This is a genomic window from Methylocaldum sp. (assembly GCF_039794385.1).
In the GTDB taxonomy this organism is placed as follows: Bacteria; Pseudomonadota; Gammaproteobacteria; order Methylococcales; family Methylococcaceae; genus Methylocaldum.
In genome coordinates this window covers 1-11,689 of sequence record NZ_JBDIVO010000129.1, presented here as the reverse complement: position 1 = coordinate 11,689, position 11,689 = coordinate 1, and the positions used below count along the sequence as shown (strand labels likewise).

Below are 11,689 nucleotides of genomic sequence, written 5' to 3'. Positions count from 1 at the left end.
CAAACGATGCGCCGAAGGGCGGCGCCTCCAACACGACCTACGACAGCGTGTTTACCAATCTTGGCATCTCCGGGATTACCGGTCACGTGCCGGTGTGGTGGTATGGCGTCATGGCGGCCGCGGGCGGAGTGGTTAACGCCGCGGTCGCCGCGATTCCCTGCCAGAACGACTTCCGGCTGTACCAATACAAGCTTGAAAACAGCCGGATCAAAGACCCGCAACTTCGGCGGGAGCTTCAACTTTTCACGCACGATTGCTGGTATCCCGCCCGGATGAGGCTCTTCGATAGCAAGCAGCCGCTGCCGAGCGGGTACGACCCGTCGGACATCGACTGGCCGGGTTCGCAATTCTTCTTGGACACAAGTAGCTACTACGGAGTGAACAACATTAACCTTGCGACAAGGGCGAGCGAGGAAATACCGGGCTTTCCCTTCGATCCGCAACGGGATACGGAGTACGACACCGAGCATTATCCGGCGCCGCAGTGGGGCCGGCCCGAGTGCAAGGACTGGTGGGAGGCACAGACTTACGGGATCAGAGACCGGTTGATCCAAGAGATCGAAGTGGAGGCGTGGGCACAAACCCAGGGGTGGGTGACCCAACTCATGAATGCGTTCGGCTGGGACGCCAGAAAGACCGAAGACGCTGCCCTTCGGTCAATGTGGACCATCGAGGACGGCAGGTTGAGCATGCCGGTGACAGCCGGGTTAGGGGATGCCGCCGGCGGACGATTGGCAAGAGCAGGCGCAACCGTTGGAGGGTGGTGGGAATCGGTCTTCTTTCAGTCGAAGATGTACGCCATTCGCGAAGCGGCGCCTGTCGGCCAGGCGGTTCTTCTGATGCTGATCTTTGCGCTGATGCCGTTCGTCCTGTTATTCGGCGAGTTTTCCGTCGGCACGCTCCTGACTTTGACGATTACTCTCTTTGCCGTGCGGTTCCTGACATTCCTGTGGGCGGCCGTCTGGCTCGATAATACGCTCCAACAAGCACTCAACCCCACCGGCTGGTTCGACTTTGCTGCCGATAAGATGGACTACACCGTGAGCGAAGTGGTGATCGATCTCGTTACCGGCACGATGTTCACGATCGTGCCGGTCTTATGGGTAGGCATGTTGGGTTGGGCTGGATATCACGCGGGCGTTGGACTCAATTCCTTCCTAGAGGGAACAAACTCTAGTGCGGCCGCCACCGGCAGCGGCTTTGGAAACGCGCTCAGCCTTGTGAAGAACCGGTTTCGCGAGCTAAAACCCCCTAACAAGAAGTGATCGTTCACCCCAAGTACTTCTAAGTTCAAAGTAAACCGGGACTGGAATCAGCGTGATTTCAGGCCCATTTTTTGGCAGAAATTCGGCCAGCCACGACCGAGTTATTCAACTTTTTCCTTGCCGCAGGTCCCAATCGTAAATACCACCAGGTTGGCAGCCGTTGTCGCACTTGCCTGTAGCGTAGTTATAAATCCCGCCCATGCTATATTCAGACTCATCCCGTTTGTCAAAAGAAACATCTTCTTCAGCATCGTCCAGTGAGCCAAAAACCAGTTGCAGCAGCATCCAGCCACACGCGACGGCCACCGCGCAGACAAACACCGTTGGAGCAAACGTGAGGCGCATTGCCCGAACGGGAATGGTCCAGCGGCCCCACAGCTCTCGCGTGATGACCACATCGGTCGTTACCGTCCGCCAGAATTCGGCCGGACGCTGCCGCGTCAGGCCGTAGGCAGCCACAGTGATCCAAAAAAGGCCAATGGTGAGTAGGATGGTGTTCATCGGCATTCCTCCATGCCGGGGATCAGCGGACGTATAGACATAAAAATCGCACGGCAGTGCCGATGGCGCAAGTTCCAGCGTGAGAGACACCTACAAGCCGTCGATCTCGCTCAATTCATCAAGATGTTGGCCGATAATCGGCCGGCCAATCAGATCAATGGCGTGCTTGGCATTTCGTCCGCCGCATTCAAGCGCGGGCTCCGTGTCATCTGTGAGGTTGGCTGCTGCCGGATCGATTGCTCGCTCGGGCGGAATCATTACCGGGTAATGGATTGGGGTATCTTCAACGGTCATCGGCGTAGATCTCCTTCAGGCAGGCATTCTAGGCTTCCAATTCCTCCATCCGAGTTATCAAGGATGTGTCCATATCTCCATATTTCGCGCGCCACTTGTAGAACGTCGCCGAACTGACCCCCAACTCCCGGCACAACTCCGGCACCGCTAGCCGACCTTCTACACGCTTCAACGCTTTCGATCCGGCCTGGGCCTGGCGCAGAAGTTCTCGGAGATCGTGGACGACCGCTTCGAAACAGCCCGCCGCAAGCCAACGCTGGGTCTGCTGATAGACGGCTTCCCAGGGCGGCAGGTCATGCGGTAACAGCCGCCAGGGCGCACCGGCCCGCACCAACCAGCGCAGACCATTGAAGATCTCACGCAGATCGTGCTGGCGTTGGGGCGCGTCCGCCTTCATCAAGATTAAATAAGGCACGACGAACATCCATTCGTCGTCCGACACATCGCTAGGATAAGGTTTACGAGTCATCATGCTCGTAATAACCACTTCTCCAGCAAAAAGTTCATAACACGCTCTAACCCTAAGCCACCGGCTTTCAGCCGGTGATTATTCGAGGCGAGTGGTCAGGAGCTCCTGGATGAAAGGGGATACTCGTTCCAACACCACATTTTCGCTAACGAATCTGCGAAGCAGGCTAAGTCCTTGCTCATCGGCGAACTGGAGTCCGGAAAGGTCAAGGTGCACATGCTCATATGCCGCGCGAGATTCACTCACCGCTGCTTCCAGCGCTGGGTTCCACGGCCCGATTAGCCTACCTTCCACGATCAGGCGAACACGGGTCCTGGAGTCTGCTTGGACGGTGATTCGAAGCATGAACGCTGCATTTTGTGAGTGATCACGAGGAGAATAGCGAATGTCGTGCCATTTCTTCGCCAAGACGCCGTCCGGCTAGGAACACTTTGGTTAGATGGCCGTGGCACCGGCGATGCAACCGCAAAGCCGCGATTCGTGCAGCGCAATGGGCTTGGTAAATCGTCCTCAACTATTCGAGGAGCCCGCGATAGTTAACGGCGCTCCTGGGTCAAACCGAGCTTTTTCATGCGGTACCGAAGGGTGCTGGGATGTAGGTCAAGAATGTGGGCGGCGCCATTGGGGCCCTCGATTACCCACCCAACCTTTTCAAGCACTGCCAGAATATGTTGCCGTTCGACCGCTTCCAGAGTGGCGCCGCTGGTCACGGCAAACCCTGCGTCAGGGGCAGGGTCGGTAGATCCCGGCAGCATTTCCGCGTCGATTTCTAGGAGTGGCCCATCCGCCAGAATAATGGCGCGCTCGATCACATTCTCCAGTTCGCGAATATTGCCCGGCCAGCGATAAGACTGCAGTCTTTGCAGGGATTTGCTACTGATACCCTCGATTTTCTTACCTATCCGGGGTGCAAACTTCTCGATCAAGAAACGCAGCAGCAGTGGAATGTCCTCTGTTCGCTCTCGAAGGGGCGGCGTGAATACGGGAAACACATTCAGTCGATAATACAGATCGTCGCGGAATGTCTTGTCGGCGACCGCCTTCAGCAGATCGCGGTTGGTTGCGGCGATCACCCTGACATCGACCTTGATCGGCGCTTTCCCGCCTACCCGGTCGAACTCCTGCTCCTGAAGGACTCGCAGCAATTTGACCTGGACTTCCAGCGGGATTTCGCCGATTTCATCCAGAAAAATGGTGCCGCCGTCGGCGAGTTCGAATCGCCCGATGCGCCTGGCGATGGCGCCGGTGAAGGCGCCCTTTTCGTGGCCGAACAACTCGCTCTCCACGAGGCCCGTCGGCAAGGCCGCGCAATTGACTTTGACTAAGGGCTTGTCGCGCCGATGGCTGGCGGAATGAATCGCGCGGGCGATCAGTTCCTTCCCCGTACCCGATTCGCCCTGGATCAGCACCGACGCGTCCGTAGGCGCCACGCGGCGGACGTTGGACAACACCGACTGAATCGCCGCGCTTCTCCCGACGATCTCCTCGAAGTTGTGGTCCGATTTGATTTCCTCCTGCAGATACAGGTTCTGCGCCTTCAGCTGGGCCTGTTCCCGCTCCATCAATACGCGATCGGTGATGTCCAGGAACATGGTACGGGTAAACTGTCCACTGGGGTCCGGCCGCGACCACCACTGAATCCAGATTGGCTGATTGTTGTCCCGACGGCGGAGTTCGAGCACCACGCCGCTGGTATCCGTTCCCCGGCCGATCGACGCGAAGGCCTCTTTCACCCGGCGCTGGGCTTCCGGGGTATTAGGCACGAACGACATACCCAGGGTGCCGGGTACTTGCTCGGGCGTGATGCCGAGTATGCGCATGGCGGTTCGGTTCGCCCGGATGAATCTGGACTGCAAATCTTCGTGGACATAGGCGATCGGCGCTTCATCGAACAGATCGCGGAAACGTTCCTCGCTCTGGCGAAGCTGCTTCAGCAGCCTTATGCGGTCCAGCTCCGCCGCGGCTCTGGCCGCGAAGATCTGGAACGTGAATAACAGCCGTGGTTCCGGCAGCATGGGCCGGTGATCGAAGATCGCCAGATGGCCAAGAATGCCGCCGTCAGCGTCCCGGAGCGGCACACCGAGGTAGCTCTCGACTCCCTCCTCCTTCGGAAACCGTTGCGAGACCCCTGCGGGGTAATGGCATAGCCCACCGCGAAGCACGTCCTCGCAAGGCGTGCCTGCCAGCTCCCATTCTTGGGTTTCGATCCATCGGCCGTTCTTCCAGAATGCCAACGAGCGGACCCGAGTCTCGGAATCGGCGAATTCCGCGACGAAGGCATTGGTGACTCCGGTGGCGAGGCAGAGGTTCCGCACCAGCGCGCGGAAGAACGCCTCCCCCGTGGCATGAGCGGTCCCTTCCACGATGGCGCGCAACGCCGCCAGTTCCAACGCATCGGTCGGTCCTGGCGGTTCTGAGGGGGAGAGTGTCGTAGGCGTGGAATTCTTCGGCATCCGGAAGTAAGGCCCCTGTCATTTCCCAAGGGAGGTACGACCCCAGCTCGATGCGCAGCACCTAAGCCGAGCGACCCAATCTACCTCGCGTAGTACCCGGCTTCAAGGGCCAGTCGATGCCGAAGGCCCAATCATCGCCCGACGGCATCCGGAGCATGCGGATCGCATGTCGATTGGCGAATGAAGACCGCGGTAGCCACCATATCTTGCGACCCCCACCAGATGTTGCGGCTTTCTCTGGAGATCTGCGGCGGTCCTGACCGGTAGCCCTTCTTATCCAGAGCTTTGATTTCTGCGGCTTACACGGGTTAACAGAGGTCGGCACGATTCTTGTGAAGGAAAAAGGGCGATATCCGTTCATCATCCCGATGACGGGAAAGCGCTCGATTCAACCCATTGCAAGAGGAGGGTAGCGACATGTCATTCACAAGATCTATTCGGGCCTGTGGGCTGGGGAGGGCGGTGAAACCCTTCTTATCATCCGACCTGGCCACTGCGTTATTGATGCCACAGCTTACGCTCATCATGCTCTGTTTCACATCGTTCATCCCGGCCATCGGCTTGGCCGATTCGGACGAGCGCCCCGACCATGAACGGAACGATGCCCAGGAAACAGTGTATACCCTGTCTAACGACGCTATCCAGAATGAAGTGCTCGCCTTTCGGCGCTACGGCAACGGCCACATGGAACCGGCAGGTCGTTTTACCACGGGCGGAACGGGAACCGGTTCCGGCCTGGGCAATCAGGGTGCGCTCGCACTGAGTCACAACGAGCACTATTTGTTTGCTGTAAACGCGGGCAGCAACGACGTTTCGGTGTTCCGGGTGAAACGCGACGGTCTAGTGCTCGTCGACCGCGTTGCCGAGGAAGGATCGACCCCAATCAGCATAACCGTTAACCGCAATCGGGTATATGTGGTCAACGCCGGGGACGATTCCATCTACGGTTTCCGGTTCGATCCCAGCGCCGGGAAGCTGCATCCCTTGCCCGGGTCCCATTGGAATCTCAGCGGGGAGGGCACAGCGCCGGCTCAAATCAGTTTCGGCCAGGAGGGCGACGCCTTGGTTGTCACGGAAAAAGTGACCAACAAAATCACCACATTCTCCCTGAGCGAAGACGGCACACCGGCGAACCGCCATGTTATCGATTCAGCCGGAACCACGCCGTTCGGTTTCGCCTTCGGCAAGCGCGAGCAATTCTTTGTCTCCGAGGCCCAGGGTGGTGCTGTCGGCGGGGCAACGGTCTCCTCTTATCAATTGCTGGAGGATGGAAGGGTGCAAGTGATCGATGGAGAAGTTGCGGTCGGTCAAACCGCCGCTTGCTGGCTGGCCATTACACCCAATGGGCGTGTCGCATTCACTGCGGACACGCCTGCCAATGCCATTTCCGCGTTCGCCTTCGACTCTGCGGGGCGCTTGTCGCTGCTGCAAACGAGAGCGGCCGAAGAAAACCGGCCGACCGACCTCGCTGTTTCTACGGATGGCACGGTGTTGTACACCCTCAGCGGCGGCGATCACAGCATTGGCATTTACCGCATCCGCAGGGGCGGTGCGCTCGAGAAACTGGAAAGCCTCGACTCCCTGCCCGCCGGCGTCACCGGACTAGTCGTTCGCTGAAGTGGTTGCTTTTGGTCAGCAAGCAAGCGCTGGGGCTTTCAACCCAGTGCTTGCCGACAGTTGATGACAACAGATTCGAACGAATGCAAGCCGCTCACTAGAGAGTCACGCCATGAAACACCTGTTTACGATCCCGCTTGCCCTGATGGTCGCCGTTCCGGCAATGGCAGACATGTCCGGAGAGACTTACAGTCGCTGGGTCGACGACAAAGGCGAAACCCGTCTGCCGGAAAATTACCGCACGACCTGGACCCACCTTGGATCCTGGGTGGTCGCCGACGAGAAGGCGCCAGGCAAGGGTTTTCATGATGTCTACACGCAACCAGAAGCCGCCGCCTACTATCGCCAGCACGGTCGCTTCCCGGATGGAGCCGTGTTGGTCAAGGAAATCCGCACACTGCAAACCGGGTTCAAGACCACCGGTCCGGCGCAATGGGCCGGGGAAAACGCAGTCTGGTTTGTCATGATCAAGGACGACAAGCGTCGTTTTAAGAACCACCCGCATTGGGCAGAGGGCTGGGGCTGGGCGATGTACGAAGCGAGCAACCCGGCGCTAAATACGTCAAAGAGCTTCACCGAGACCTGTCAGAGCTGTCATATTCCTGCCAGGGCGACGGACTGGGTGTTCGTCGAAGGTTATCCCACCCTGAAGCCTTGAGCTGATTCGTGGAAATCGGGTCATACACACTGCCGGAAGTACGGCTTCTATGCCAACGTGAATCCCGGAGTGGATCATCCGCGCTGGAGCCGGAGGCGCGAGTGGCGCCTCTTCGAGCTCTTCAAGCGCGAGACGCTGATGTTCAACGCTTGCTCTGAAGTGGCGTCCCTTACACCGGCATGGACCTCAGGATCGACTTCTGATGTCTGCGACGTTCAAGCTCTGGCTTTGGCGGCTCGCCGCATGGACGCTCGCATTCGCCATCCAGTGGACGATCGCCAGTAGGCGCGGGCCCATTTCCGCCGAATTCCTCGAGCACTACACGGGCGACTGGACCCTGCGGCTGCTGCTCGTGACGCTGGGATGACGCCGCTGCGCAGGCTCACGGGGTTGACCGAGCCGATTCGCGTACACCGCGCGCTGGGCCTGTGGGCGTACGCCTACCTGTGCCTGGATTTTCCCATCTACCTCGTCTTCGATCTTGAGTTCTCGCTTCGGCAACTCGGAGATGACTTGATCAAGCGCGCCCCCATCACGCTCGGCTTCGCCGCGTGGCTGATGCTGCTGCCGCTCGCGATCACCTCGATAATGGCTGGCAACGCCGCCTCAAGCACGATTGGAAGCCCTTGCACAAGCCGATCTATCCCGCGGCGCTTCTGGACGCGATCCACTATTTGTGGCTGGTCGAGGCCGATACGCAAACACCGGTGATCTATTTTTTTGGATTCCGCTGATTTTGCCGGCGGTCCGTCTGCCAAAGGCCAGTGTCTTGCGGGCTGCTGATCCAAAGGCGCGTCCGCATGATGGCCGGACAAGGGATGGGTAGAAGCTGCCGGCGGGATAATTGCCTACCCACAGCGTCCTTGGATACCACACGAGTGGTGAAATCTCATGCCTGGATTGCACGCGACTTTCGTCTTTTTCACCTCCGCGAACATCACGTTCTCCTTAACCCTTGGATCTCAGTCCTGGAGGCGTGTCTGCACAAAAGACCACAGGGTTGTAGCCGTGAAGTGGACGACCAGAGTGGCCAATCACGCGGGTTGGTACCCATCACCAAGGCTACGCTGGATATGCCCGATCAGGCCCACGAATAGTTGAGGTTTCCCTGCAAATGGCAGTGGGCACGATGGCCGAGAATTATGGCCGTATCTCCGTGTAGTGCATATGTCATGGATTTTATTGGTTGTTTTTACCCTTATCCAATACTGGCACGTTGATTGTTTTAACAGTTTCACGATCCGCCGGAGTTTGGTTCCGGAAGCGATCGCAGCAACCACAACACATCACTGCACTAGGAGACACACCATGAGATCGACCATGCGCTTCCCTAATTCAGTTCCGGCCCAATCCCGTCATCTGGCCCCCCGCCAGCACATCGGAACCCCTGTGTCCTCGCGGATTTCCGCCATTCGCGGCCAGCGCTGGATCAGCGGCACGGCCCTCGCGGCGGCAGTTCTATCCTGTAGCGCTGCCCATGCGGAACCCGCGCCCGCGCGCTACCAGGTCTCTTTCGAGCGGACTTGGAGTTCCAAGACGCATCCAAAGGATTTCCCGTTGCTCGCGCACTTTTCTCCGGTCATCGGCGTAACTCACAACGCCGATTACTCGCCGTTCAAGGCCGGCGGCACAGCATCGCCGGGCGTTGAGCATCTGTGCGAGGAAGGAAAGCACCAGCCGCTTGATGACGAAATCCGCTCGGCCATTGCGGCCGGTGCCGCCGGGGTATTGATCGAAACGCCGGATCCGATACGGGACGTCCCGGGCAAGGCCGTTGCGAATTTTGAGATCAACCCAAGTCATCCAATGGTGTCGATCGGCGCGATGATCGCGCCCAGCCCGGACTGGTGCGGCTTTGCCGCCGACGTCATGCTGATGGAGAACGGCCAATGGGTCGGCAAAAAGTCCGTCACGCTTTACGCCTGGGACACGGGCACGGACTCGGGCACCAGCTATCGGGCTTTCGATAGCGACGCCGAGCCACGCGGAACTGTCCAGCCGAGCGACGCAGCGTATTTCTTGAAAAAGGACGGCAAGCGTAATCCGGTCGGCCAGGTCACCTTTGTCCGTCAGTAGTGCGGTTAACAATTTTCCACACCTGCCCGCCACGTTCACTGCGGCGGGCTACCTGGAGGATACTACCGTGAAAAATTCACTCAGAATCGCGGCCTGTGTGCTTGCCGGCCTGGCCTTTCCGGGCTGCGTGTGGATCTACCCCAGCGAACCGCTGCGCGCCCTGCCCAAGGGCGTGGCGCTGCCTCGCTACGAGGAGATCGCTGTCGACTTCTCGCATCGCTGGAACCGCGAGACATCCCACCACCTCACGGGAGCCGCCGTGCTGGATTTGGACGGCGACGGCCGCGAGGAGATTTTCGTGGGCGGCGGCGCCGGCCAACCGGACGCGCTGCTTGCGCTGCAAGATGGGCGGCTGGTGGACCGCATCGCCGGCACGGGAATTTCGTCTCCGGACCCGAAACCTGCGACCTACGGGTCCTGCGCAATTGATCTCGACGGCGATGGAGACGTGGACTTGATCGTGGCACGCGATGATGGTGTCACACTCTATATAAACCAGAACCAAAAATTCCAGCCGCAACCCCTGCCGGTCGCATTACCCGTCAATTCAGTCCCGCTGGCGATCGCCGTGTCCGATATCGATCATGACGGTGACGGTGACCTCTACATCAGTGATTTCGTCGACCGCCCTCACTTCGTCTCGGCCACATTCAACGTGCCCGAGCACGCCAAGACGAACCGCCTGCTGCGCAACGACGGCAATCTCCGATTCACGGACATCACAACACCAGTCACCGCCTCGAAGCAGAACACCTTCACCTCGATTTTCGTCGATCTGGATGGCGACGGTTATCAAGACTTGGTCCTCGCGCAAAACACCGGCCAGGTCGAAATCCTGCGCAACCTCCGCGATGGCCGCTTCGAGGCCGTGCCGCTCGCGTCGGGTTATGGCTTCTGGATGGGCGTCGCGGCGGGCGACATGGACGGCGACGGCGACCAGGATCTCGTGTTCTCCAACGTCGGCGATTCGTTCCCTGCTTTTGCTGCCAAAGGCGACCGCCATGATGACCAGCCTTACGCTGGCGGCTGGTTGTTGCTGCGCAACGAGGGCGGGTTCCGCTTCAGCAATGTCACGAAGGCGGCGGGACTCGGAGGACTTGGTTTTGCCTGGGGACCGGTATTCGAGGACGTCAATTTCGACGGGACGCTGGACCTCCTCGTATCCCAAAACTACGTCAAGTGGCCAGTCCACCACCTGTTCAAGTTTCCCGGGAAAGTGCTCCTCGGTGTCGGCACGACGCCGGATTTCTACCCTGCGCCGGTAGCCGAGAACCCCGCGTTCAGCAACTCGCCCGTCATCGCCGATTTCGACGGTGATGGCCGTCCGGACCTGTTCTGGCTCAACAATGACAGCCCGAGCCGGGCCTACTTGAACCGCAGCGACGACAACCGGGTCACGGTGATCCTGCCGGATACCGTTCGTTCGCTTGGCGCCCGCGCGTCGTTGGAAGGCTCGGGGGCCAAATACACCCGCGAGGTCGCTTCTGCTTCGGGGCTGGGCACCGATCAGACCTCAGCTCTTGTTTTTGGCCTGGGTCGAGGCACGCATGCCGAGCGGCTTGTGATCGCATGGGCAGACGGGAGCCAGACGGTCTTCGATCATCCGCCCGTGAACCGGCCGTTCCGGATTGACGGTCCCGTCACAGGCGCTACCTTGGACTCCGAAACCCACTCCGCTGCCAAATCGGCCAAGGGGCATCCGCACTGAAACGAAATCGACTCTCGATCGGTAGCCTGACGTTGCTGCTGTTCCTGCTGGATCGGCGTTTTCGCATTCTGTACCCTGAAGTCAATCTGGTGCGCGCCAGCTTGGTCGGCCTGACTGGATTTGCGTTTCTCGCTCCGCTCTGGCTGCTGCGCCGCCGCCCGTTCGATCCCTTGACCGGCGCATTATCGATTTTTGCATCGGCCTTCCTGAGCGTGCTGCTTATCCAATCCGGGCTCCTCGTTTCAAGGTCCAATATCTCCGGATTCATCCATGTCTTGATCCTCGCGGGGGCTTTTCTGATTTTGGACCGGATCAGCCGACGATTGCGGATTATCCATCGCAGTGACGGGGGCACGTGAGAAAGGTCGGACAATGACACTCGCTTAAATGCGAATTAAGGGCTGTCCGGCCACTGGTTCAACAGGAACGTGGCAGCCGCGAGGCGGCCGAAGACGTGAACGAGGAGTCCCCGCGAGGAGCGGACTTTGCTGGCCGCCTCGATACCGGTTTTCGCCTGAATTCAGTTAAACAGCGCTTCAATGGGTTGGCGAACCCGCGACACGGCCGTGGAATACAACCGGTCGGCGGCATCGAGATGCGCCTGTCCCGGCGTCTTTCGCACCGGCGTGAAGACCGTGAACGGGAGCG

The 11,689-nt window shown here is 59.3% G+C and carries 11 protein-coding genes and 3 pseudogenes; 9 read left to right on the top strand and 5 right to left on the bottom strand.

Annotation, left to right across the window (positions count from 1 at the left end):
• Positions 1-1,265 (top strand): conjugal transfer protein TraG N-terminal domain-containing protein (locus ABJK70_RS12540; protein ID WP_347258141.1); only part of this gene is annotated, 1,265 nt, incomplete at its 5' end.
• Positions 1,266-1,370: 105 nt separating this feature from the next.
• On the opposite strand, the gene ABJK70_RS12535 is transcribed toward ABJK70_RS12540, so the two are convergent.
• The 5 genes and pseudogenes from ABJK70_RS12535 to ABJK70_RS12515 form a co-directional block, all read right to left on the bottom strand.
• Positions 1,371-1,766: a hypothetical protein gene (locus tag ABJK70_RS12535; RefSeq protein WP_086132887.1), complete on the bottom strand. Its 396-nt coding sequence runs from the start codon at positions 1,764-1,766 to the stop codon at positions 1,371-1,373.
• Between the two features lie 90 nt (positions 1,767-1,856).
• On the bottom strand, positions 1,857-2,060 hold the full coding sequence (locus ABJK70_RS12530) for a hypothetical protein (protein ID WP_077732161.1): 204 nt from the start codon (positions 2,058-2,060) through the stop codon (positions 1,857-1,859).
• A 31-nt stretch (positions 2,061-2,091) separates the two neighbouring features.
• Positions 2,092-2,232 (bottom strand): annotated as a pseudogene (locus tag ABJK70_RS12525) (transposase); the annotation flags it as partial.
• An 18-nt stretch (positions 2,233-2,250) separates the two neighbouring features.
• Positions 2,251-2,532: pseudogene (locus ABJK70_RS12520) on the bottom strand (transposase); the annotation flags it as partial.
• A 533-nt stretch (positions 2,533-3,065) separates the two neighbouring features.
• The gene (locus tag ABJK70_RS12515; RefSeq protein ID WP_077732159.1) at positions 3,066-4,982 is read right to left on the bottom strand and encodes a sigma 54-interacting transcriptional regulator; all 1,917 of its coding nucleotides are present in this window, start codon (positions 4,980-4,982) and stop codon (positions 3,066-3,068) included.
• A gap of 417 nt (positions 4,983-5,399) precedes the next feature.
• Here ABJK70_RS12515 and ABJK70_RS12510 point away from each other — a divergent pair, with 417 nt between their 5' ends.
• The 8 genes and pseudogenes from ABJK70_RS12510 (at position 5,400) to ABJK70_RS12475 (ending at position 11,400) form a co-directional block, all read left to right on the top strand.
• Positions 5,400-6,599, top strand: a complete 1,200-nt coding sequence (locus ABJK70_RS12510; protein WP_347258140.1) for a beta-propeller fold lactonase family protein — start codon at positions 5,400-5,402, stop codon at positions 6,597-6,599.
• A gap of 112 nt (positions 6,600-6,711) precedes the next feature.
• The gene (locus ABJK70_RS12505; protein WP_077732158.1) at positions 6,712-7,257 is read left to right on the top strand and encodes a cytochrome P460 family protein; all 546 of its coding nucleotides are present in this window, start codon (positions 6,712-6,714) and stop codon (positions 7,255-7,257) included.
• Between the two features lie 36 nt (positions 7,258-7,293).
• Positions 7,294-7,460 (top strand): annotated as a pseudogene (locus ABJK70_RS12500) (mononuclear molybdenum enzyme YedY); the annotation flags it as partial.
• Positions 7,460-7,624, top strand: coding sequence for a hypothetical protein (locus tag ABJK70_RS12495; RefSeq protein WP_205780863.1), 165 nt, complete (start codon positions 7,460-7,462; stop codon positions 7,622-7,624). The pseudogene ABJK70_RS12500 and the gene ABJK70_RS12495, both read left to right, overlap by 1 nt.
• Before the next feature lie 184 nt (positions 7,625-7,808).
• The gene (locus ABJK70_RS12490; RefSeq protein WP_240506747.1) at positions 7,809-7,991 is read left to right on the top strand and encodes a hypothetical protein; all 183 of its coding nucleotides are present in this window, start codon (positions 7,809-7,811) and stop codon (positions 7,989-7,991) included.
• Between the two features lie 433 nt (positions 7,992-8,424).
• Positions 8,425-9,333, top strand: a complete 909-nt coding sequence (locus ABJK70_RS12485) for a spondin domain-containing protein (RefSeq protein ID WP_156881725.1) — start codon at positions 8,425-8,427, stop codon at positions 9,331-9,333.
• Positions 9,334-9,400: 67 nt separating this feature from the next.
• Complete coding sequence (locus ABJK70_RS12480) at positions 9,401-11,041, top strand: CRTAC1 family protein (protein WP_139840966.1); 1,641 nt, start codon at positions 9,401-9,403, stop codon at positions 11,039-11,041.
• Positions 11,042-11,073: 32 nt separating this feature from the next.
• Positions 11,074-11,400 carry a hypothetical protein gene (locus ABJK70_RS12475; RefSeq protein WP_077732154.1) on the top strand — a complete coding sequence of 109 codons (327 nt, stop codon included), beginning with the start codon at positions 11,074-11,076 and terminating at the stop codon, positions 11,398-11,400.
• The last annotated feature ends 289 nt before the right edge of the window (positions 11,401-11,689 follow it).